Source organism: Bacteroides sp. L008, from assembly GCF_040812255.1.
Taxonomy (GTDB): domain Bacteria; phylum Bacteroidota; class Bacteroidia; order Bacteroidales; family Bacteroidaceae; genus Bacteroides; species Bacteroides vicugnae.
On sequence record NZ_JBFNXO010000001.1, the window covers coordinates 1,295,067 to 1,320,442 of the forward strand.

18 protein-coding genes are annotated in these 25,376 nt (G+C 41.2%); 2 read left to right on the forward strand and 16 right to left on the reverse strand.

What is annotated here, in order from left to right:
- Nucleotides 1–121: 121 nt before the first annotated feature.
- The 5 genes from AB3G73_RS05250 to AB3G73_RS05270 all read right to left on the reverse strand — a co-directional run bounded on the left by AB3G73_RS05250 (nt 122) and on the right by AB3G73_RS05270 (nt 8,478).
- On the reverse strand, nt 122–1,150 hold the full coding sequence (locus AB3G73_RS05250; RefSeq protein ID WP_148367385.1) for a FecR domain-containing protein: 1,029 nt from the start codon (nt 1,148–1,150) through the stop codon (nt 122–124).
- 77 nt (nt 1,151–1,227) lie between these two features.
- On the reverse strand, nt 1,228–1,815 hold the full coding sequence (locus AB3G73_RS05255; protein ID WP_004308903.1) for an RNA polymerase sigma-70 factor: 588 nt from the start codon (nt 1,813–1,815) through the stop codon (nt 1,228–1,230).
- A 99-nt stretch (nt 1,816–1,914) separates the two neighbouring features.
- Nucleotides 1,915–3,369, reverse strand: a complete 1,455-nt coding sequence (locus AB3G73_RS05260) for an AbgT family transporter (protein ID WP_217723460.1) — start codon at nt 3,367–3,369, stop codon at nt 1,915–1,917.
- Nucleotides 3,370–3,395: 26 nt separating this feature from the next.
- Entirely contained in the window at nt 3,396–4,124 is a 729-nt protein-coding gene (locus AB3G73_RS05265; RefSeq protein WP_004295828.1) for a DUF5932 domain-containing protein, read from the reverse strand.
- A gap of 34 nt (nt 4,125–4,158) precedes the next feature.
- Nucleotides 4,159–8,478 carry a DUF5113 domain-containing protein gene (locus AB3G73_RS05270; RefSeq protein ID WP_367743368.1) on the reverse strand — a complete coding sequence of 1,440 codons (4,320 nt, stop codon included), beginning with the start codon at nt 8,476–8,478 and terminating at the stop codon, nt 4,159–4,161.
- A gap of 153 nt (nt 8,479–8,631) precedes the next feature.
- On the opposite strand from AB3G73_RS05270, the gene AB3G73_RS05275 reads away from it, so the two are divergent.
- Nucleotides 8,632–9,570: a ribose-phosphate pyrophosphokinase gene (locus AB3G73_RS05275; protein ID WP_167511898.1), complete on the forward strand. Its 939-nt coding sequence runs from the start codon at nt 8,632–8,634 to the stop codon at nt 9,568–9,570.
- Nucleotides 9,571–9,728: 158 nt separating this feature from the next.
- Here the strand turns inward: AB3G73_RS05275 and AB3G73_RS05280 are convergent, their stop codons facing one another.
- From AB3G73_RS05280 to AB3G73_RS05300, 5 genes are all read right to left on the reverse strand, one after another.
- Nucleotides 9,729–10,898 carry a phosphatidylinositol-4-phosphate 5-kinase gene (locus tag AB3G73_RS05280; RefSeq protein ID WP_148367393.1) on the reverse strand — a complete coding sequence of 390 codons (1,170 nt, stop codon included), beginning with the start codon at nt 10,896–10,898 and terminating at the stop codon, nt 9,729–9,731.
- Nucleotides 10,899–10,983: 85 nt separating this feature from the next.
- The gene (locus tag AB3G73_RS05285) at nt 10,984–12,267 is read right to left on the reverse strand and encodes a pitrilysin family protein (protein ID WP_148367395.1); all 1,284 of its coding nucleotides are present in this window, start codon (nt 12,265–12,267) and stop codon (nt 10,984–10,986) included.
- 4 nt (nt 12,268–12,271) lie between these two features.
- Nucleotides 12,272–13,024: a 3-deoxy-manno-octulosonate cytidylyltransferase gene (gene kdsB / locus AB3G73_RS05290; RefSeq protein WP_148367397.1), complete on the reverse strand. Its 753-nt coding sequence runs from the start codon at nt 13,022–13,024 to the stop codon at nt 12,272–12,274.
- The gene (locus tag AB3G73_RS05295) at nt 13,025–13,411 is read right to left on the reverse strand and encodes a 2-amino-4-hydroxy-6-hydroxymethyldihydropteridine diphosphokinase (RefSeq protein WP_320979015.1); all 387 of its coding nucleotides are present in this window, start codon (nt 13,409–13,411) and stop codon (nt 13,025–13,027) included.
- Between the two features lie 4 nt (nt 13,412–13,415).
- Nucleotides 13,416–15,740, reverse strand: coding sequence for a transglycosylase domain-containing protein (locus AB3G73_RS05300; RefSeq protein ID WP_367743376.1), 2,325 nt, complete (start codon nt 15,738–15,740; stop codon nt 13,416–13,418).
- Nucleotides 15,741–15,967: 227 nt separating this feature from the next.
- Between AB3G73_RS05300 and AB3G73_RS05305 the strand changes: the two genes are divergently transcribed.
- A complete protein-coding gene (locus AB3G73_RS05305) occupies nt 15,968–17,716 on the forward strand; it encodes an AAA family ATPase (protein ID WP_195650665.1) in 1,749 nt (582 codons plus the stop codon).
- An 86-nt stretch (nt 17,717–17,802) separates the two neighbouring features.
- On the opposite strand, the gene AB3G73_RS05310 is transcribed toward AB3G73_RS05305, so the two are convergent.
- From AB3G73_RS05310 to AB3G73_RS05335, 6 genes are all read right to left on the reverse strand, one after another.
- The gene (locus tag AB3G73_RS05310) at nt 17,803–17,895 is read right to left on the reverse strand and encodes a smalltalk protein (protein WP_004295819.1); all 93 of its coding nucleotides are present in this window, start codon (nt 17,893–17,895) and stop codon (nt 17,803–17,805) included.
- A 68-nt stretch (nt 17,896–17,963) separates the two neighbouring features.
- A complete protein-coding gene (locus tag AB3G73_RS05315) occupies nt 17,964–18,488 on the reverse strand; it encodes an HU family DNA-binding protein (protein WP_122138472.1) in 525 nt (174 codons plus the stop codon).
- Nucleotides 18,489–18,650: 162 nt separating this feature from the next.
- A complete protein-coding gene (locus AB3G73_RS05320) occupies nt 18,651–20,225 on the reverse strand; it encodes an ATP-binding protein (RefSeq protein WP_217723487.1) in 1,575 nt (524 codons plus the stop codon).
- Between the two features lie 13 nt (nt 20,226–20,238).
- A complete protein-coding gene (locus tag AB3G73_RS05325; protein WP_367743390.1) occupies nt 20,239–21,804 on the reverse strand; it encodes an ATP-binding protein in 1,566 nt (521 codons plus the stop codon).
- 296 nt (nt 21,805–22,100) lie between these two features.
- The gene (locus tag AB3G73_RS05330) at nt 22,101–24,539 is read right to left on the reverse strand and encodes a GumC family protein (RefSeq protein ID WP_367743394.1); all 2,439 of its coding nucleotides are present in this window, start codon (nt 24,537–24,539) and stop codon (nt 22,101–22,103) included.
- Between the two features lie 9 nt (nt 24,540–24,548).
- On the reverse strand, nt 24,549–25,373 hold the full coding sequence (locus AB3G73_RS05335; protein WP_004308893.1) for a polysaccharide biosynthesis/export family protein: 825 nt from the start codon (nt 25,371–25,373) through the stop codon (nt 24,549–24,551).
- Between the last annotated feature and the right edge of the window lie 3 nt (nt 25,374–25,376).

Genomic DNA, 25,376 nt, shown 5'->3' on the forward strand with positions numbered 1-25,376 from the left:
TATTCTTTTTACTATTAATCTCATATTTTTCACTATTAAAGGTTAACATAATATCTTTCTATACAACGCTGAACCGCCGATATATCTATCGACTAAGTTCTCAATCATACTTTACTTTTTCTTATTTTACCTCCTTTTTCTTGTCAGTTATAAAGATAGTGTCTCCACTAACTTTCCATGTATATTGCTTCTCAACGTTGATTTCTCCCAATATATCATTGATACTTTGATTACTATTGAAACATCCGGAAAAGCGTTCCGCTTTCAGACGTTCACTCTCTAAACTGATCTTCACCTGGAATTTGCGCTCCAGACGGTGTGCGATGTCGGCAAACGGAGCATCCTCAAATGTCAGGCCACCATCCAACCAGTCACAGGCAGAACTAGCATTTGATTTCATTTTCTCCATGCGGCCCGTATTCTTATCGTAAAAAGCCTGTTCGCTAGGGAATAGCTTCATCACCGAACCGGACAAAGTGGCTAAATTGACACGACCTTCCAACAGAGATACCATTACATAATTATCGTCATCATAAGCACGGACATTAAAAACAGTCCCCACCACCTTTACCTGCACACCATTCGTAGTTACAAAGAAAGGAATCTTCTCATTTTTCGCCACCTTGAAATATCCTTCGCCATCAAGCGTAACATCACGTTCACGAATACCGAACCCGCGACAATAGCGCAACACAGAACCCGCATTCAATGAAACCTCTGTTCCATCCGGAAGCACAATATTCGTCCGCGAACCGGCCGGCACTTTAATTTCATAAGGAGAATCCGCATTCGTATATACTTCCGTAAGATTTTCAGTATAAGTGTACCAGAAGTAATTACAGCCCAACAACAAAATAATTGCAGCAGCCACCTTCAGCCACACAGGAACTATCTTCCGCGAACGGACAGGCTTCATCTCTGCAGCCGCTATTTTTTCTTTTATCTGTGATAAATTAGCATCCTCTATTTTCGCAAATGCAGGCACAGAAGAAACAGCCCATACTGCGGACATCTCCCGAAATATTTTAGCAGCATCTTCATTGGAAGCCAGATAAGCGAGCAGAGCTTCTTTCTCTTCTTCGGTGCAGTTACCGGACAGATAGTTGCTTATCCGGATTTCCAATTCTTCTATATGATAAGAGTCATTCATAAACGTACTTTTTCTATGGGTGTATATAACTAGATACGCAATAAAAAAAGAAACGTTTAAAAGAAAAGCGATTTTTTTTAGAGAAACATCAAAATAGCTATCATATAAGGAGTACCTAGTGATTCGCGCAGCTTAGTCAATGCTATTTTCATCTGTACCCTTACAGTGGTCACATTAATATTCTGCTCCTCGGCAATTTCACTATATGTCTTCCCCTCATACAAACTTGCTTTAAATATGGCACGGCATTTGGCAGGCAATTCCTCCACCTTCTTCATGATAATGGTATTCATTTCGCTATGCTCCAATGCCTGCAAAGGATTATCGGAAGAAAGAATATGATTTTCGAGAAAAGCCCAGATTTCTTCCATCTGTTCCGTCATCTGTTTTTCGTTGAAGTAAGAAGAGCGCAGATAACTGATGCTCGCATTTTGAATGGCACGCCGCAAATACGGAAGAGCAGGATGAGTAATATGATGTCGATTCTGCCAAAAAGCAACAAAGACATCATTCACAATCTCCCCTGCCACCCTTTTATCATGCACATAATAAACGGCTATCGCACACAAATAAAGATAGTAGGTATGATAGATTTTATCAAATGCTTTTGTATTACCGTGATTTAACTGTTCAATTAGATTTTCAGAGATTTCTGGTAGATTCATTCGTTGTCTTTCTTTAAGGAACGGTGCAAATATAGCGATTAATTCAGAAAAACAAAATTCCAATCTGATAAACCGGAGCCCGGCAATCATTCCTTAGCCCTACAATCCCATCGGTATTTTCAACAAATACCAAACGATAAACAACAATGTCCAGACAACCAAAATGCCTAATGAATATCTCCAGGTATATTTCAGCAATGAACCATACGTAATCTGCTTATCATACTGCCGCATATAGGTAAGCACCAGAGGCATATAGAATAAGAAAGGAGTAATGGCATTCGTCGAGCTATCTCCGATACGGAAAGCACATTGTGCTATATCCGGAGCAATTCCCATCTGTGCAAACATCGGGATAAAGATAAAAGACATAAAAGCCCATTTGGAAGTAGCAGATACCATAATCAGGTTTATCAATGCCGTAAACAGAATAAACAGGACAAGAGCAGACAAAGGAGCCGGTTCAAACGAAGAAAGCAGATCAGCACCCATGATAGCCAGACATTTATCCAGATGAGAATATTCAAAACAGGCAAACATCTGCGCAGCGAAGAAAGCGATAACGAAATACACTCCAAGAAGCTTCATCGGCTGCGTAAGTCCTTCAATCACATCATTGTCAGTGCGATACCGCCCGGAACTGAATCCATAAGCCATTCCCGTAATACCTGCTCCCAAAGAAAGCAAAAACAAAATACCGGCAATAAAAGGCGAATGCATCAAGCCACCGTTCACACCCCGCAAAATTCCATAAGAAGAAAAAGTAAGCCACAAGATAAGAGCCACATAGATAGCTGCCACAACAATGGAAATCATAATAGCACGCCGCTCTTTACGAGACAGAGGATGGTAAGCCACCACTTTCATACTGCCTTCATATTTACCTAACGTAGGAAGAAGCCATTTTTGAGTGATCCAATACACAATAGCCGTAATGGCTACTGTTGAAGCACTCATAAAAAAGTAATTGCAAAGAGGTTCCGTATTTCCCTGATAACCCGTTTGTGCCAATGCAGCCTCTTGCGTGGTATGCGCCAACAACGGGTCCATCGTACTCAATACAATATTAGCACTATACCCGCACGCAACGGAAACATAAGCCGTAACAATCCCTGCAACCGGATGAAGCCCCACCCATTGAAACAGCATAGCAGCAATAGGCAATAAAATGATATATCCACCATCACCAATGGCATTCGACAACAAACCAAGCACAATCACCCACAAAATGATTTTCCTCTTTTCCTGCCGGTTTCCCACCCCCATGCGGATACATGCATCAATAAAACCGGAATGTTGTGCCACTCCCAATCCGAACATAGCAATAATCACCATGCCCAACGGAGCAAAGCCCGTAAAGTTCTTAATAGCGTTCCGCAACCACCAACGGATTCCTTCCGGACTCAACAGGCTTTGTACACGGATATCCTCACCTGTCTGCGGCAATGTCACTTTCAATCCATAGATATCGCATATCCATGAAAGAAAGACCACTGCCATTGTCAGCAGAAGGAACATCGTAGCGGGATGGGGCATGCGCCATTTATTCTTCATATAATACTTTATACCTAATACTTAATTTACTCTTCGTCAGGCTCCAGATTATCCAGATCAATAATGCGCAATTCCAATGCACGTACTGCCAACCGGGTAGCATTCACTCCCACCCGTTCACCATTCGGAAAAAGACGTCCGATCAGATCATTCTGCCGCTTCTCCAATGATTTCACACCAAAAGGCATTCCTTTCAGATTGGCAATCATCTCTTTCGTATAACCTAATGCCAGATGACGGAGAAAACGTTCGTCATATTCATCAATATCATAACTGATGACAGCCTCCTGACGCTTGGCATCGTTGGCTACAGATTTCTTGAAACGATCTACAATCTTTTCCAAAATCGGATAGTTAAATACCAATTTCTTTCCGTCCATCACAGCCTGTACATCTGTTTTCGTCAGTAGCTCACCCGTTTTGAGGATGATTCCATCGGCACCGGCATTCAATACGTCCACCCACAATTTTTCGTTCAGAATCTCACCCGTGAAGATCAGTACCCGAACTCCTTTGTAACGTTTGAATATATTCTTGCAAATATCAACACCAATGGTCGTAGAACCTCCCAGTCCTAAGTCCAACAATACCAGATCGGGAAGCTGGGCCTCCATCAACGGCCAAAACTCACTTTCCGTCATTGCCGTGCCGATCACTTCCGCATTCGGTATTTCATGACGGAATATTTCTTCTGTCCCTTTCAACTCCAGTTTTACATCCTCTACAATAATAACTTTAAACTTCTGTTCTTCCATGTTCCTTATCTAATAACTTTTATGTGTTTTCCTTCTATCGGCGCGGAATAGTGAAATAAACCGTAAACCCGCCGCCTTCAGCCGGCTCGGCATTGATACGGCATCCCCTACGTCCCGCAAATTCGTCGTGGTCGCGGATAATCTGCTTGCATACCAGATATTCCGTCCCCCTCAACTCCCCTTTTTCACCGGAAGTCATACGTGCCAGATTCGGATAAAATAGTTGATTCAACTCTTCCACACTCTTCTCGCGTCTCGTATCCGTAAAGAGGAAACGAATATATTCATTATCCTTGCGTGCTTGCAGACGTATCACTCCATCTTCACGCACAGTCAATGCTTCATCAATCAAATTCTCCAATAGAAAACGCAACTGATTCACGTCTCCTATCACCTTCGCCTCCATAGACTCTATTTCCAATTCTATCTTCTCCGGCCGATTCTTCATCAACTTCTTGAAATATTTTCCGGCAGCATCCAAAAGCTCCTGTACCGGAATCACCGTACGCCGGAAAGTGACCTCCTCCAATTGACGGGAAGCACACGAACTCAAAATCGTAAAGATTCCCTTATAGTATTCAATCAATTCCGTCATAGTCTCCACCGCTTCACGCTCTTCCGTTTCCGAAAGATTCTGCGCATTCAACCGTCCTACAATCTGTTTGATCTTATTCGGATAATAAATCGTCTCATGTTTAATAGTCGACAAACAGTTGTCAAGCACCATATTCTGTACATGCAACATGCTGTCCTCCCAAGAAGCCCGGCGTGTTTCTTCGTGTGCCGACTCGATATCCCGGTATTTTGTAGCCAGCTTCACCACTGCGTTAAACACGACAATAGCCACATAACGAGCTACCAGTTCAAAAAGCAGTCGATCCGTCTCCTGTTCCGTTCCCTCCCTGCGCTCCAGATAAAGCACACCGACACATTGATGCTCGCCTCCTGCTTCCACCATCAGCGGAATTGCCTGAAGATGCTGTTCGGAAAGATATTTCCCGGAACTAAAACACAGCTCTACCATCTCCGGCATTTCCTGTCCGGGACGAGAAGCATATTCCAGCCGGTGCGTCGTTTCATTATAAACAGCAATCCCCATCCGGTCAATCGTCAGTAGTTCATTTACCGAACTGAATGCTTCATCCACAATCCGCTGTGGAATTTCTTTAAGCGTACTCTCTTCCCGTTGAAGCGCCTCTGCGTTTTCCTGTTCCTGCGGTCTCACCAAAGATGCGGCAAACACCTTCTGATTAATCTCAAGTACTTGTTCGAGATTCAAACGATTCTGCAAACGTTTTCTCATGTACAGGAAATAATATCCGACCAACGAAATAATCAATAAAACAAAGCATAAAATAATTCCTACCGTCTTATTGGTATTCGAACGCTCCAACTGCCGGCAATATGCTTCGAGGGTTTGATCCTCTCCCTGCAACTTATACAAATCCGTAAATGCCGAATTATTATAACTATATGCATCCAACTGTTTCAAAGCCAGAAAAGCTACTGACGCCTCATTCCTGATATCCAAAATTACATGATAATCCGAATCAAACAGTTCGTTCCACCAACTGATTTCAGCAGGCGTTCCCTCACCTACCAGCTTCATATACCGATGTGGACGATCCGGACGCGCATATTTTTCATAATGCTCATTCAGAAAAAGCATCGCAGAATCTATATATTGCAAAGCCAACTCATAATTTTCATCCACATTAGCAAAATAGGCGGCATTCGCATAATCCGATGCTACATCCAGCAAATCCTCATACGCAGAATCCGTAACTACTACAATCGAATCGCCATCCTGCAACATGGGAGGAATCGGATCATGCAGACAAGAAACCATCCCTAACGGAAATAACAAGCAAAGCAGCAATCCCCCCATCGCTTTACGCACTCCCGAAGGCAAACGAAAATAAAAACGACTTCCTTTCCCCAGTTCGCTCTCCACATCAAAGACGCATCCCCGGAATAAATCATTCGTTTTCTTATACTTCTCAATGATTCCCTTACAATTCATCAATCCGAAACCACTACCTTTGTTCTCTTTCAACACTTCCGGATCGGCTGCATTCTTCATTCCGATCACACGGGAATCATACACCTTCTCACCAATGATATACGCCACATCCTCTTCGGAAATACCTCTTCCGTTATCCTCCACAGAGATCTCGACATAGGCATCCTCCGTAGTACGAGCATACACTTTAATGGTTCCTCCTTCCGGAGTATATTTACGGGCATTTTCAGCCAGCGTATTAATCATAAACAAAGTCAGTGCCCGGTCAGCCTTAACCATAGCCGTAGTCGGTTCAATTTCCAACTTCTGATTTTTCATTTCAAAAGCACGTCTTCCCTTGCCTAGCAACTCAAACAGTTCATTAAGACTGAAAGTTTCAATATTCAAGCTAAGCGTTCCCTGCTTCATCTTAATCCAAAGAGCCAGAATATCGTTGTACTCATTAATCGTAGTTACCAGCTCATCAATGTATTGATACTTCTCTTTCTTAATCTTCGCATGATCAATATATCCCCTCTCCGTCAACTTATGCACCTCATTCAAGATACGGTCGATATAAGGATTAATACCATTGACAATGGCCAGACAAGCCTTCTTTATAAGATTCTGGCGTTTATTTCCCGCAATATGTTGTTCGTAAACATACCGCTGCTTTTCCAACTGCATCCGCTCGTCACTCAACGCTTCCACCATCTGCTCATTATCCGCAGCCCAAACAATATACGGTTCAAGCACATGCACTAACGCTTTTTCATCACGGTTCAACCGATGCAGAGGAACCAGTGCCGCTTTTCCCTCCTCCGAAATTTCCAGTTGAAGACGTCCTTTCCCGAACAATTGATCGATACCTTGCTGAATTAATGGGACATTCATCGGAATAGACGAAGTTATGTCCCGGCAAAGAGTCAGAATCCGTTGCAGACGCTCCACGTCTACCTGATTCCTTATTTTAGACCGTTTATTGAAAAACCACCAAAGAATAACCACCAATACAAGTCCGACAATAACCAAAGAAAGTACAAGCGTCATTTGTCGTGAATCGGCTTCCAATGAAAGATAACGGCTCTCCAACTCCTTATCCTGACGGGTATAATTCAAAATATCCAGATATATATTCCGGTTGTAGTCAGAAGCATACTTCATCCCGAGCCCCGCATACGACACACTCAATTGCTCCCGAATCCTTGAAATCCATTCAGGTACCGTTCTCACATCTTCCTGCATAATCCATGGAACCCCGGTATAAGTCGTATCTCCTTCTACAAAAACATATAGTTTATCCAATGTATCCGCCGCATGATGATAATAGAGCATGTGATGTTGATTCACACAATCCAACGCTTTTGCAAGCGTATCCAATGCCTCCGAATAACGTCCGTGCTCATTCATATATTTACCGATAGACACATACGCACCGGCAATCTGATACAAATCATTATACTCACGGAACTTTTCAAGCGCACGCTGTGCCATCCGCAAAGGCAAAAGCGAATCTACCGGAAAACCAAACTGATCCAGCGCATATCCCCTTCTCGTCCGGAAAAGTTCGAAATTATTGGGTGAAACCATCAGATTAGCCAATCCTTGCAGACCATTTCCTTCGAAATAAGGATGATTGGTCTGAACAGCTGTCCGCCACGTAATATAAAGTTGGTCGAACTCACGCATTTTCCGGTCTTCCGGCTTGGTTGCTTCTACCAATGAGGCCGAACCTTTTATATAATGATAATAAAGCAACTGATTAGTATCTGTCAAAGCTTCATCTTCGGGAATCCGGTTGAGAGATGTGATGGCCTCCTGCCGTTGCTGCAGATAGTAGTAATAAATAGAAGAAACGATGAAAAATTCGGTGAACGCATAATCCAGCCGGAGTGCTTCGTGACGATCAGCAAACAGGTCACTCTCTTCACGAATACGTTTCATGCGCTTGAGCGCACTGTTACGATAATCATAAAATTCTTTGTTCATAGCCGTCCGCTGACAGATTTTCATCAGTCCGATGTCGGCAATCAACAGTTCGAGTTCATTTTTAGTCAGTTTATATACTTCCTTATGCAACGCTTCCGCCCGGTCAAAGTCCATAGCCATAAAAGCACAGAATCCCAGGTTGTTGGATGCTTCCGCTTTCCCCGACTTGTAGAAATTCACCTGCCGATAGGCTTCATTGGCGTATTTATAAGAAGAATCCAGGCTTCGATAACGATAAGCATACGCTTTCCCGTTTAATGAATCAATCAGGCGCACCTCTTTGGTCGGCACCATATCAGTGCACGAAAAAAAAGAGGCAAACAACACTATACCTATTATATATAAAGGAAAGCGTGAACTCATTTTTGACTATTAACTGTTTTCAGAAAGCAAATCTACAAATATTTCCGATAAGTTGGAGAGAAAAATATTTTTTATACAATAAGTCCTTCTAAATAATAAGAGAAATTCCTACCTTTGCAGGCAAATTAACAAATAGGTAACATCTATTACAAAATGAGCGAAAAAGCACCCTTTATGGTATTCTCGGGAACAAACTCGAGATATCTTGCAGAAAAAATCTGCGCAAGCCTGGATTGTCCTCTGGGAAATATGAACATTACCCATTTTGCCGATGGCGAATTTGCTGTTTCATATGAAGAGTCAATTCGTGGCGCACACGTATTCCTGGTTCAATCCACTTTCCCTAACTCAGACAACTTAATGGAACTTCTCCTGATGATCGATGCTGCTAAACGTGCATCTGCAAAGAGCGTTGTGGCTGTAATCCCCTATTTCGGATGGGCACGTCAGGATAGAAAAGACAAACCGCGTGTATCTATCGGCGCTAAGTTGGTAGCCGACCTGCTATCTGTTGCAGGTATCGACCGCCTGATTACGATGGACTTGCATGCAGACCAGATTCAGGGATTCTTCAATATTCCGGTAGATCACCTGTATGCATCAGCAGTATTCCTCCCCTACATCCAGTCATTGCAACTGGAAAACCTGGTTATTGCTACACCGGACGTAGGAGGTTCAAAACGTGCCAGCACTTTCTCCAAATACCTCGGTGTACCATTGGTACTTTGCAACAAATCACGTGAAAAAGCCAATGAAGTAGCATCTATGCAAATCATCGGTGATGTAGAAGGTAAAAACGTTGTATTGATCGACGATATTGTAGACACGGCAGGAACAATCACCAAAGCAGCCAACATCATGCTGGAAGCCGGTGCCAAATCTGTACGTGCTATCGCCAGCCACTGCGTAATGTCTGATCCGGCTTCTTTCCGTGTACAAGAGTCTGCCCTGACTGAAATGGTATTTACCGACAGCATCCCTTACGCAAAGAAATGCCCGAAAGTGAAACAGTTAAGCATTGCCGATATGTTTGCAGAAACAATCAAACGAGTGATGAATAACGAATCTATCAGTTCACAATACATCATTTAATAGATGATAGGTGATAAATGATAGTTGATAGTTGAAGTTACTTTCAACAGGAAATTATAAAATGGATAATGACCGCTTTGGGTTATTATCCATTTTTCTTTGTACCATAAAAAAGAGGCTACGCAATGCGCAGCCCACTATCATTTATCACCTATCATCTATTGAAGTCTTCCAAATTTATAGGTTCCTTTTTTAATCACTTTCCCATCTTTATCTGTTTCTACAAAGGGACCATTCTTCTTTCCTTGTTTGAAAAAGCCTTCGAAGCGATTACCATCTTTGTCGATTTGTACGCCTTGTCCGTCTTCCAATCCATCAACAAAGCCACCTTTATATTGCATACCAGCAACGGTTTTCAGAGTACCCTGTCCATTGGGACGGTTATCTTTCCACTCACCATCATAAACATCGCCATTGCTCCATTTATAGACTCCCTTACCATCACGTTTGTTATTTTTCCAGCTTCCTTCATATACAGCACCATTCGCCCAGGTAAAAGTACCTTTTCCGTCTTGCATGCCATTTTTGAAATTACCAACATATTTGTCACCGTTAGCGTGATAATAAACTCCCTCACCGGTACGTTCACCTAAGAGATAAGAACCTTCATAACGATCGCCCGTATGAAAGTAGTAAGTACCTTTCCCATGTTGGATATCATCTGCCCAGTCACCGTCGTATTTATCTCCATTGGTATATTCAAACACCCCTTTTCCGTGACGGACATCATCTTTCCAGTCTCCTTCATACTTACAGCCGTCGTCCCAGTTCATGATACCTTTGCCATTCTTCTTATCATTTTTCCAGTGACCGGTATATTGGGCACCATTCGCCCAAGTGTATGTACCTTCGCCTTCACGCTTATCATTCACCCATTTACCTACATACAAATCACCGTTATGATAATACATTGTTCCTTCACCATGCTGATAATCCTGATACCACATACCGTCGTAACGGTTATTATTCATAAAATAATAAATACCCTTTCCATGCTGCTGGTCCTGAAACCACTGTCCTTCGTACTTTTCTCCGTCGGGAAACATATAAATTCCATATCCCTCACGTTTTCCCTTCACATATTCTCCTTCAAAGACATCACCGTTTTTAAAGACAGTTTTTCCTTTTCCATTCGGTTTTCGTCCTTTCATTTCCCCCGTATAGACACTGCCATCCTTAAAAGTATAGTTGCCAATCTTTATTTCAGTGGAGAATGTATCTTTAATTTTTCCGAAAAATCCGCCTTTTTTTCCTTCATTTTCTTGTGCCATCACTCCCTCTTGTGCAAGAAGAGCCAGCAAAAGTGTAGTATATAGATATTTCCTCATTGGTTTTAGTCGTTACTCATTTTAGAATTACAATTTGGACAAAGATACAATTTCTATCCCAAACAGCCCACTTTCGGAAAGCAAATTATGACAACTTTTTACCTGCAATGACCTCTTTTAATGTCTCTTTGCACAAATAGCGCTGTGCCAAATCTTGTATTTCCATCGAAGTAACCTCATTCACAGCCAGCAGAGAACGTGAAAAGTAGTCATCATCCAGCCCGGAAGTAGCAATGAAGATCCACGCATCCGAAAGTGAGAAAGGCGACTCATAACTACGGCACATTTCTCCCAACATATAGTTGCGCACAATAGTCAGTTCTTCGGCTGATACAGGTTCCTGATGCAGGCGGTCTATTTCATGATACACTTCCTGTATCAACGGTTCCACATATTCATTATCCGTTTCTGTCGAGATAGCCAACAGTCCGCTATCCGGATAAAACATGATTCCTGCCGAAATACCATAAGTATATCCCTTCTCTTCACGGATATTAGACATCAGCCGACTGCCGAAATAACCTCCAAATAAAGTCATCAATACCCGAAGTTTCAAATAATCAGGATGATTACGGGTAATGGTCGTATATCCCATCTTCACAGCACTCTGCATAGCATCTTCACGCTCTGTAAAAATCCTCTTTTCGGGAACAGCAGTAAAAGGAAAACTTAATCTCGACACCTGCTGCTGATGTTGACCGAAAGAAGTGCCGAATGTATCTGTCACCCGACTGATAATATCCTCCGTCACCTTGCCGGACAAGAATATAGAGCAATTACCCGAATGATAATACCGTTCATAAAATTCACGGAGCACTTCCGGAGTGATGGCATGATAATCTTCCTCCACCACAATTTTACCACATGGATGCTGTTCACCGTAAAGTGACTGCAACAGGCTGCGGTGTGCCAGAAAATCAACTTTGGAAGTATTAACCAGATATTGTTGGATATTGGTATCGAGAATAGTATGCAATTCCTTCTCCGGGAAAAGCGGTTCTTTAATCATGGATTCCACCACCTCCAATGTTTTCGCCAAATACTTATTCAACGAATAAACAGTGATATATGCATATTCCGACGAACTGGACAATTCGAGCCATGAGCCGTAATAATCCAGTTTTTCGGCAATGGTAGCAGCCGTATACTTTTTCGTGCCTTCGCGCAGCATCCGGTTCGTAAACAGAGCTTGCAGTTTCTGCGACTGCTGCCAGCGTCCCCCGGCAAAAAGCACATCTATGCGTACCACTTCCTGTTCACCCGCATTAATAACAGTCAACGGAATGCCGTTTGGCAACGTCATTCGAACAGGAGGAAGTATACGAAAATTTTTCAGGGTTTGTATTTCAGGTTGTATCGTACGATCCATAAGATTAACTTCTATTCTTCAAAAATTCTTCTGCCCGTTCCAAGTCTTGCGGCGTATCAATTCCAATAGTTTCCACTTCACTGATACCTACCTTTATTTTGTATCCGTTCTCCAGCCAGCGAAGCTGCTCCAAAGATTCGGCCAACTCCAAAGAAGACTGTGGAAGCATGGTAATCTCTTTCAGCACCTCTGTACGATAAGCATACAATCCGATGTGCTTGTAGTAGGTATGTCCCTTCAACCAGTCCTGTTTCTCGGCATTACGCTGATAAGGAATGATAGAACGGCTGAAATAAAGTGCATTCCAGTTCTTGTTGACTACCACTTTCGGTGAATTCACGTTTTCCAGTACGGCAAACGGTTCATCGGCAGTAAAAGGCTTCACCAATGTAGCAATCTGCGTGGTTACATCCTCGAAGCAAGCCTTTACCGCATCCAGTTGTGAAGGCTGAATAAAAGGCTCATCTCCTTGTATATTCACTACGACGTCAAAATCACCTCCAATCTTGGTACAGGCTTCATAACAACGATCCGTACCACTTTTATGGTGAACGGAAGTCATCACAACCTTTCCCCCGAACGCCTTAACGGCAGCTTCAATGCGTTCATCATCCGTAGCTACATAAGCGTCATCTAAAACGCCTGCCACCTGTTCGTATACACGTTGTATGACTGTTTTTCCGCCTAACATAGCCAACGGTTTCGCAGGAAAACGAGTGGATGCATAGCGGGCAGGTATAATTCCAAGAAATTTCATCTACTTAATAAATAATGAAGAATGGAAAGCTGATAATGACTGTTGTATATATCCCCTTTGCCAATCTTCCGGTTTTAATATTTTGTTATCATATAAAAGCATGTCAATATCCAGACATACTTTTTCCTCTTTCTTATCCTCCGGACGACGCCCGGACCTCTGTTCTATATTTTTCAGCATTTTCCTCACCGTCTCTTCATCCTTATCGGAATAGAACAGAGCCACTTGGTTGGAAAACAGAGCCGGATTCTTAAAAAACAAAGGTTTAGTTTCCAGTTCGGGAGCAAAACAAATAGAAGAGAACGATTCAGTCAACTTCTGTCTGGCAAAAGTCAGGTTCTCTCTCCTATTGTAATTACTCCCTATGCAAACAATATACTTGTGCACTTCTTTAATTGAACAGATCGTCCAGTCCTCTTTCTTCCACTTCGCCATCAGGAGTTTCCGAACCGGCACACGGGTCAAATCCTTCAGGAAGTTTGAATCTCTCCTGCTGGTCATATCCTAAAGTCGGGTCATCATATACTTTCTTCATATACATCGCCCAGATAGGCAAAGCTGCAGCAGCCCCCTGTCCATAGGTCATTCTACCGAAGTGAATATCACGTTCGTCCCCTCCTACCCAACAACCGGATACCAGTGAAGGAGTAAATCCCATAAACCAGGCATCGGAGTTATCATTGGTCGTTCCTGTTTTTCCACCCATATCGGCGGTAATTCCATATCGACGAACACGTCCACCCGTTCCCTCATTGATAACGGCACGCAGCATAACCAGCATCTTGTAAGTGCTCGACGCGCTTATCACTTCTTCCATTTGCGGTGCAAAAGTAGAAATGACATTGCCATCACTATCCTCAATGCGAGTAACGAACAATGGAGCCACCCGGATTCCCTTATTGGCAAAAGCCGTGTATGCGCTGACCATTTCACCGACAGAAATTTCACAAGGTCCCAGACAAAGTGAAACCACCGGATCAATTGCTTTATTGCGTACACCGAAACTATGGATCAAGCGTACCAAATCATACGGATTCAGCTTACCCATCAGGTATGCAGAAATCCAGTTATCGGAGTTTGCCAATCCCCATTTCAGAGTCACCATTTCTCCATAACGCTTATCATTTGCATTACGTGGTGTCCAGGGAGTCCCATTCTCATCAATCAAAGTTTGCTCTACGTGGCGTGCCTGGTCGCAAGGAGAAAATCCGTTCTCCATTGCCAATGTATATAAATACGGTTTAATAGTAGAACCTACCTGACGACGTCCCACCATCGCCATATCATACTGGAAGTATACATAATTCGGTCCACCCACATAAGCCTTCACGTGTCCGTTTGCCGGATCCATTGACATAAATCCTGTCCGCAAGAAAGATTTATAGTAGCGGATTGAATCCATCGGTGTCATAATCGTATCTTTATCACCCTTCCAGGAAAAGACAGTCATTTCTTCCGGTGTATCGAACGCCTTACGAATCTGTTGTTCCGAAGCTCCCGCCTCTTTCATGAGGCGATAACGTTCCGTTTGTTTCATTGCTTTCGTCAACAACTCTTCCACTCGTTTTTCCGGCAGTGCTCTTGCATACGGGGCATTCTTACTTCCCTCTTTTTCCTTGAAGAATACAGGTTGCAGATAATCACCCAAATGCTCTTTTACAGCATCTTCGGCATACTGCTGCATACGTGAATTGATAGTTGTATAAATCTTCAATCCATCTGTATAGATGTTATAATTTGTACCGTCTTTCTTCTTGTTTTTCGCACACCAGCCATATAACGGGTTAGTTTCCCAAGCGATAGAATCCTCATAGAATTTCTGCATTTGCCAACCACGATAATCACTTCTTACCGGTTTCGGTGCTGTCATGACGCCACGGAGATATTCGCGGAAATAAGTAGCCAGTCCCTCTTTGTGGTCAACACGGTTATATGTCAGTTTCAACGGAAGAGCCTGCAAAGAATCACATTCTGCATCTGTGATATATCCGGCTTTACGCATCTGCTCGAGCACCACATTACGACGGCCACGGGAACGTTCGTTGAAACGAACCGGATTGTAGAGTGACGGATTCTTACACATACCCACCAACGTAGCTGCTTCTTCAACCTTCAAGTCCTTCGGTTCACAGCCAAAATAGGTATATGCAGCAGTTTTGATACCAACAGCATTATTCAGAAAATCAAATTTATTGAGATACATACTCAATATTTCCTCTTTGGTGTAGTAACGTTCAAGTTTCACTGCAATCACCCATTCAATCGGTTTTTGGAAAAGACGCTGAAGTGTATTTCTCGCCACATTTTCCGTAAACAACTGTTTAGCTAGCTGTTGCGACAAGGTACTACCCCCACCTGCATTTTTCTGAAACATCAAACCACGTTTCACAAACGCACGGAACAACGCTTTGGCATCAATCCCGGAATGCTCGACAAAACGAACATCTTCCGTTGCAATAAGAGCATTGATAATGCTGGGTGACAAATCCTTGTAAGCCGTGTACACCCGGTTTTCCTTGCTGTAAGACCATGTACCAAGCACTTTCTCATCTTCAGAAAAAATCTCCGTTGCAAATTTATAGCTCGGATTCTCAAGTTCCTCTACAGGAGGCATATAGCCAATCCAACCCTTTGAGATAGAGACAAAGATGACAACAATAGCCAACACAACGACTGCCAAAAATATCCAAAGAGCTTTTATTATTTTTCGAATCATGTTTTTTCTCGCTTAAAATAACGCATTTAATTAAGGTGCAAAGGTAGATAAAATCCGCTATTCAGCCAACGAGTTTGATTAGATTTTCTATTTTGTTAAAATATAGAGCGATACTCCTAACAAATAGCACGAAACAAAAAGAAAGAACGTTTGTTTGGGAAAATAGCGGAAAGAAAGTATCTTTGTATACACTTATTCAAAGTGCATTCATATAAAAGACATTAATTATGAAATATGTATCATCAGACAGGAAGTTGTTACCTTATGGTATGATGAACTTCGAGGACATCCGTTTGGATAATTATTATTACGTGGATAAAACCTCTTACATCCCCTTGATAGAGCAATCAGATCGTTTTTTCTTTTTTATCCGCCCGCGCCGATTCGGAAAAAGTCTGACTTTGAATATGCTTCAACATTATTATGATGTACGTGCCAAAGAAAAGTTTGACGCTTTGTTTGGCGATCTTTATATTGGAAAGCATCCCACAAAGGATCGCAATAGCTATCTGGTAATAAAATTAAATTTCTCGGGAATAAGTGGAGATTTACACAGCTACCGCAAAGGTCTGGACGAACATTGCAGAATCGTATTTGACTATTTCTGCGACGTTTATGCTGACTACTTACCTGAAGGAATCAAAGAAAAAATGGACGAAAAAGACGGAGCCGTCAGCCAATTCGAATATCTGTTTACGGAGTGCGCCCGTGTCAATCAAAAGATTTATCTCTTCATTGATGAATACGACCATTTCACCAATACAATACTCTCTGATGTCGACAGCTTAAACCGTTACACTGATGAGACACACAAAGAAGGTTATTTACGTGCTTTTTTCAATAAAATAAAATCCGGCACAGACTCCAGTATTAAACGTTGCTTCATCACAGGTGTCAGTCCCGTGACAATGGATGACTTGACCAGCGGCTTCAATATCGGCACCAATTACTCGCTTTCATCAGAATTCAACGAACTGATGGGATTCACAGAAAGTGAGGTTCGCGAAATGTTAACTTATTATTCTAACACAGGACACTTCAACCATACCATCGATGAATTGATAGAAATTATGAAACCGTGGTATGATAATTACTGCTTTGCACAAGAATGTTATGGTCGAACCACTATGTACAATTCCAACATGGTACTTTATTTCGTCAAAAACTACATTCGATATGGTGAAATACCGAAAGATATGGTAGAAGACAACATCCGTATTGACTACGAAAAATTGCGTATGCTCATCCGCAAAGACAAGGAGTTTGCGCACGATGCTTCCATCATACAGACTTTAGTAAGCCAAGGATACATCACTGGAGAAGTGAAAAAAGGATTCCCAGCCGCCAGTATTATTGATCCGGACAATTTCATAAGCCTACTCTATTATTTTGGCATGCTTACTATTAGTGGCACACATGAAGGAAAGTGCAAACTCACCATTCCCAATCAGGTAGTTCGCGAACAACTTTACACCTATTTGTTGAACACTTACAATGAAGCCAACTTAAGCTTCAGTAATTATGAGAAAAATGAATTATCCAGTTCGCTCGCTTATCGAGGTACCTGGAAAGCTTATTTTGACTACATAGCTGATTGCCTGAAACGCTACGCCTCCCAACGCGACAAGCAAAAGGGAGAATTTTTCGTGCATGGTTTCACGCTAGCCATGACTGCACAAAACCGGTTCTACCGCCCTATTTCGGAAGCAGATACACAAGAAGGATATGCTGACATCTTCTTATCTCCATTATTAGATATTTATCCGGATATGAAACACAGCTACATAATCGAGTTGAAATATGCTAAATACAAAGACCCCGAAAATCGTGTGGATGAATTACGATTAGAAGGTATCGCTCAAACCAACCGTTATGCTGATACAGATACAGTAAAAAATGCTATTGGCACCACACAGTTGCATAAGATTGTTGTAGTATATAAAGGAATGGAAATGAGAGTATGCGAAGAAGTGTAGCTCTCTTATTATATCTAAACACAAACAGGCGGGATTTCTCCCGCCTGTTATTCATTCATAAATATACCTATTTATAAGATAATCAATTACAACGTTGCTGCCTGCACACCAACCACTCCGGCAATCGCACCGGCAACAGCAATAATCACTTTCAAAATAATACTCCACGTTTTTTTCATAGACATTTCTTTTTTTAAATTAAACACTAAATGCACACTCTAACCGTCAACTATTAATTGTCAAGGCATTAAGCTGCGGGATCCGGTGCCTCTCCACCATCATCACCATCATCTCCACCATCTTCGCCTTCACCCGGTTTTTCAGGATTTGTGGGAGATACAGTAACACTAATTTTCTTCAGATATTCATCCAGACTGATCAGGTCTAATTTCTCATCTGCACGGGTAGCAGTTTTGGTGACACGCAACTCTTTATTGGCTTGGAAAAAGATGCGAACGCTATCCACACTCTTAGCATTAACATCCTTCGCCAACTCCGCACCCTTGGAACGGGCAGTCAACATAAACACACCCAAACCTTCGATATTTATTGATTTACCTTCCAGCAATTGTTCCTTCATTTTTTCCACAAAATTCTGGATTACGCTCTTAATATCACCGACAGACAGCGAAGAACGATCCTGCATTTTCTGTGCAATATATTTCAGATTGACAGACTGACCTAAAGTGATCAGATGCGGATAATATCTCTTAGGAGAATTGGGAACACGCGGATCTGTTGGCCGCGTAATGACTTTGTAAATTACACTCATACTACGTTTTTTTAAAGATTTAAATTCAAGTTTATTTATTCACGTTTTGTTGATCAACAATGCAAAGGTGAAGCTTTTATTCCGGATAGAAAAGAAAAAAGCCCCTTACGGAGCTATTTTCATTCACCTAAGTATATAATAAACTATAAATCAACAACATAATCAGCATCCTATAATCTTCCAGTCCCCAATCGTACACCGTTCGCTATCAAAACTGACAGCCACCTTTACAACAGGCAATCCACATAAAGCAAAGCGTTCCGGATAATTCTTCAAATCAATTTGCTCCATCGCTTCACCCGCACTTTTATCCAATTTCAGTTCCATCACATACAATGTAGTCTTCGTACGAAGTACTATATCTACCCGTCCACGAGGAGTACGAACTTCCACATCCACATAATACCCCAACAAACTGAATATGATATAAAAGACCTGCTGATAGTGTCCTTCGAACCTTGTATTGTCGCAGTAGGGAATCGTAGACAGAAATTCCTGCAAACGGTGTAAAGCAGCATCCATATCACCATTCTGAATATCATAAAAAAGATAAGCCACCATGGTAGTTGCTTCAGGTGTCTTGTTATTTACATAATAAGGAAGAAGGCTCTCCATAAGTCCCAGCCTTACTTCTTTATTGGGAATATCCAGCGTATAAAGGTCTAGCATCTTATTATAATCCTTAATAGTGATATACCCACTTTGGTACAATAAAGGCACTGCATCAGTCATCGTTTCAGTAGGAGCATCGAAAGCTGAGGACTTTAGTTGTTTACATCCAATTTCGGAAGGTTTCACTCCGAATTTATTCAACATCTTAATCAGATATGTAGGAGTACCGCTACCAAACCAATAAGATCCAAATTTTCCATCAGCAAAAGCATTTAGCAAACTGAAAGGATTATATATATCGGGCGAAGGAGATGTGAAATGATAACCATCATAATTTTCTTTCAATTTCATCAAAGCCTCTTCAGGTGTTATCTCCAATTTCTTTGCCAATTCTCCCAAATCATCCTTCATTTGCAAACGTATCTCATCTTCACTAATTCCACAGATAGCAGCGTATGGCTCATCCATACTAATATTCTTTATATTATTCAACTCACTAAAAATACTTAGTTGGGAGAATTTGGTAATACCAGTCAGAAATACATATCGCAAATAAGGATCACAAGCTTTTAACGGACTGTAGAAGTTACGCATGATATTACGCAATACATCCAGGTTTTCCCATTCGTGCACTACATCCAGTAGAGGAGCATCATATTCATCAATAAGCACGACCACTTTCTTGCCGGTTTGCTCATAAGCACGTTTTATCAATCCCATCAAACGCTGATTGGGATTAACCTCCTCCTCCAGCCGTCCATAAATCTGCTCATAACCATATAGTTTCAGATTCAATTCTTGGAGCAACTGTTCACTATCCGCATGTTTGGCAGTACTCATATCGAAGTGAAGTACCGGATATTCCGTCCACTCCTTCTCCAGTTTCTCCATAGCCAATCCATGAAACAGCTCCTTACGTCCGGAAAAATAGCTATGCAGCGTGGAAGTAAGTAATGACTTACCAAAACGTCGTGGACGGCTCAAAAACATATAGCTGGAAGCCGAATGAGTCATCCGGTAAACATATTCCGTTTTATCAATATAGAGGTAATTCCCCTCCCGTATCTTCGAGAATGTCTGTATCCCGATAGGATATAGTCTTTGCAAATCTTCCATATCAATCATATTTTTCACATACTTAAGCATTTATAATCTCCCAGCCCCCAATCGTACACCGTTCGCTATCAAAACTGACAGCCACCTTTACGACAGGCAATCCACATAAAGCAAAGCGTTCCGGATAATTCTTCAAATCAATTTGCTCCATCGCTTCACCCGCACTTTTATCCAGTTTCAGTTCCATCACATACAATGTAGTCTTCGTACGAAGCACTATATCTACCCGTCCACGAGGAGTACGAACTTCCACATCCACATAATACCCCAACAAACTGAATATGATATAAAAGACCTGCTGATAGTGTCCTTCATATTTCGTATTATCGCATTGCGGTATAGTGGACAGGAACGTTTGCAAACGGCGTAATGCAGTATCCATATCCCCATTACGGATATCACGGGAAAGATACGCCACCATTGTCGTGGTTTCCGGAGCTTTACTACCGACATAATGTGGAAGAAGACTTTTCATCAGGCCTATTCTCACTTCCTTATTAGGAATATTCAATGTATACAAGTCTAATTCCTCATCATAATTCTTAATAGTGATATAGCCACTTTGATATAGCAGCGGGATAATACTTGTCATCCTTTCTGTTGGTGCATCAAAATCCTCGACCGAAACCCTATTATTTCCAATTTCGGAAGGTTCCACGCCAAACTTCTTCAACATATTTATCAGATACGTAGGCGTACCGCTACCAAACCAATAAGATCCAAATTTTCCATCTGCAAAAGCATTTAGCAAACTGAAAGGATTATATATATCGGGCGAAGGAGAAGTGAAATGATAACCATCATAATTTTCTTTCAATTTCATCAAAGCCTCTTCAGGTGTTATCCCCAATTTCTTTGCCAATCCTTCCAAATCATCCTTCATTTGCAAACGTATCTCATCTTCACTAATTCCACAGATAACAGCGTATGGCTCATCCATACTAATATTCTTTATATTATTCAACTCACTAAAAATACTTAGTTGTGAGAATTTAGTAATACCAGTCAGAAATACATAACGCAAATAAGGATCACAAGCTTTTAACGGACTGTAGAAGTTACGCATGATGTTACGCAATACATCCAGATTTTCCCGTTCATGTACTACATCAAGCAGAGGAGCGTCATATTCGTCAACAAGCACTACCACCTTCTTACCTGTTTGCTCATAAGCACGCTTAATAAGATTGACTAAGCGTAGATTGGCATCCCCCTCTACTGTGTTAATAGCAAACGTACGTTCATATTCAGCAAGCATAAAATCAAGAAGACGTTCCAATCCTCCTTTATCCACATGTTTCGCCATACTCATATCGAAGTGAAGTACCGGATATTCCGTCCACTCCTTCTCCAGTTTCTCCATAGCCAATCCGTGAAACAGGTTCTTGCGTCCGGAAAAATAGCTATGCAGCGTAGAAGTAAGTAATGATTTCCCAAAACGTCGTGGACGGCTCAAGAACATATAACTGGAAGCCGAATGAGTCATCCGATAAACATATGCTGTTTTATCAATATAGAGGTAATTCCCCTCCCGTATCTTCGAGAATGTCTGAATCCCGATAGGATATAATCTTTGCAAATCTTCCATATCAATCATATTTTTCACAAAGCTACTAAAAATTATCCATCAGTCATTGCATTACAAAAAAAATATCAACTATCTTCACAGACAGTTGATATTATAGAAATCACATCGGATTTACACCGACATGAGGGCGTTGATCAGGAATACACCGCTGTGTATTTCCTGACCACAAAATGTAGGGATCTTCATGTGTGTAGCATGAAGTTAGGGACCTACATGTTTCATCTCACTTTTGTGTAAAGTATTATAAACCACTCTATAACATTATTAATTTAAAAATATTTTGGTTATCAATAGATTTATTCTTCCTTACCAGATTGTTCTCCATATCCATAACCATAGCCGTATCGTTTACCATAACCATAATACTTACCATATTTACCATAACCGTAATAATAACCGTACTTTCTTCTCTTTAAATCCAGACCATTTATTACAGTACACAGTTTAGGCAATTTATTATTTTCAGCAAGTTCGTTAATCAAAGTATACTCATTCTTGTGGGTATAGTCTGCACGACAGACATAAACAGATAAATCAGCTACACGTCCTATCAGTAATGTATCAGTTACCATACCGACAGGAGCAGTATCCAGAATTACATATTCAAAATTCTTTTTAAGAGTCTCAATCGCTTTATCCAATCCATCACGGGCCAGTAATTCAGTCGGATTAGGAGGAACTGTTCCACCAGGAAGAATATAGAGATTCTTACTGACATCGGAAAGCTGTACCAAATCCATCAAGTTCTTTTCCGGATTGGCCAAATATTGAGTTATACCTTGTTCTCTTTTCGATATATTGAATACCTTATTCAAACCTGGCTTACGAATATCAAGACCTACGATTACTACTTTCTTCCCCAATAAAGAAAGACTAATAGCTAGATTACCAGAGATAAAGGATTTACCTTCACCACTAACTGTAGAAGTAACCAAAATCACCTTCTTATCATTTCCAAGCATAAATTGAAGATTCGTTCGAATATTACGGAAGGTTTCACTCATTAGATTATTTTGATTCTCAAATACAGCAATAGCTCCCTGCTTTTCATCAGTTAATGGGACATCACCGACAATAGGTACACTAGTGAGCCTTTCTACGTCAGCACGACCTTCAATCTTGAATTTGGTTAATTCGAGCAAATAAATGACACCTACAGGAATTCCGACTCCTAATATCAAAGCTATCAAATAAGTAATTTTACTTCTAGGAGATACAGGAGCATCATCCGCTATAGCGTCATCTATAATCTTCGCATTGTTGGCAGTAGCAGCCAGAGTGATAGCATTCTCCTCACGCTTCTGAAGAAGCATCAGATAGAGTCCGGCCTTTATCTCCTGTTGACGCGCAATACTTACAAACTCACGTTCTTGGCCAGGCGCTTCACTGATGCGACGGGAATAACGGTTCGCTTCACGATCCAAATCTGCCTTTGTGATGAACAATCCGCGTAACACCCTGTCTAAAGATACTTGCACATTCTCTTTCATTGCACTAATGCTGGTATCCAGATTTATGATGGTAGGATTATTCTCTGTTGATGTACGCAGCAAACGTTTTCTCTCAACAAGCACATCATTATAACGGTTGATAGCAGCCGCAAGATTCACATCTTGCAATCCGATATTACTGGGCAGAACCTCATAACCTTCATTTTGCATATATTTCTGCAAATCCTGCAGCAAATTAATCTGGGTTTGATTCTCCACACGCTTCTTTTCATATTCAGCACTACCGGTCAATGCAATCTGTGCATCACTGGTCAAATCAGTAATACCTGCCCCACGTTTAAAGCTTTCCAGATCCTTTTCCGTACTACCGAGTTCTTTCGAAATAATACTAATACGTTCATTGATAAATTCTGCTGTTTTCTGTGCAACCTCATTCTTATCATTATTCGTATTGATATTATACATCTCCAACAGCTTATTGATAAAATCCTTGCCGCGTTGTACATTTGAATTTTTCAATGATATGACAGCTACAGAAGTGGTTTTGGAAGTAGGTTCGATAGTCATATTCTTACAACACCATTTCGCTACAGCCAAAGGCCTATTAATTGTTGCTGTAATATTACGTGTAGTCTTTTCCGGATCTGTAATTTCTTCCAATGTCCTTTTAGAAGATAATACCGAGTCCGGCGTCAGGAAAAAAGCCAATGTCCCTTTGCCGGTAGGAAAAACAGCCGGCAATTTTTCGAAATGTTTCTGATATTTATTACCGGCAATCTTCACATTCACATCCATACTTCCCTGTGGTTGCAATGCCATCTCCACAATCATCGGTTCCTCCAACAAATCAGCTTCCTGCGGAGTCAGACTCACTTGTACCGGTGAAGTCTTATACGTGTTTCTGGAAGGGAATTCATCTTCATCCGTATAGGAAATATAAAGCCCCAAATCTTCAACCACCTCTTTAACGATAGTCTTGGAACGGAGAACTTCAATCTCGTTATCAATATTCTGCGAAGAAGAGACCATACCATCCAATCCCAGACTCTCCAACCCGGAAAGCATTCCGGCACTACCACCTTTCTTATCATCCTTTATTAAAACCGTAGCGGAAATATTATATACGGGAGTGGATATATAAAGATAGACCCATGCCGCAATCAAACACGCCACAACCGCACCCACAAACCAAGGCCAGTGGATCAAATACTTAAACAGTAGTTCCTTAACGTCTATATTTTCTTCCTTAGATTCTTGTGCTTCGTTGAAATCTGTTTCTTTCATTGCAAATCATTATTTTAAAATATTTACTAATAGGCTGACGATAGATACCAAAATAGAAGTAGCAGAGAACCAAAGACTGGTACTGTTGCCCACATCCGAATTTCGAGCCTTTGCTTTATTAGGGGTTACATAAACAATATCATTCTGCTGTAACCAATAGTAAGGTGAAAGAATGGTTTCGGCCTTATTCAAATCCAAGGTTACAATTTGCTGTTTGCCGTTTGCGTCCTCACGAATCAACTTCACATTATCACGAAGACCGTATACTGTCATATCACCTGCCATGGCTAATGCTTCCAACAGATTTACTTTCTCATTAGAGATAGTAAAAGTACCCGGTCTGGTAACTTCGCCGATAACAGATATTTTATAATTTACCATACGCACCGTTACAATGGGAGTCTCCTTCATGTAAGGCTTCAATTTATCTATAATCAGCTGTTCAGCTTCCCTTTTCGTTAAGCCGCCTAACTTCAATTCTCCTAATACAGGAAAATTTATATTTCCTTCATTATCTACCAAATAAGGTTGTAATACAGGTTGAGTAGTCACATAAGACGAAGTACTCACAGCTATTCCAGCATTACTGGCCACTGTCAGGTTAAAAGGTATCGCAAGTTCAGGACTAGTGCACGATACCACAATAGTCAACAAATCCTTTGGCATTATCTTGGCATCATACAATTTTTCCTGTTGTTCTACCTCGTTCACAACTTCCACATTTTGAAAATATGGAACCTTTTTATAAGACTGACAAGCAGTCAATAGGAATGGCAACAATAGTAGCCATAAATTTCTGTTGTTAAGTCTTCTCATCATAATTCGTAAATTCATAAT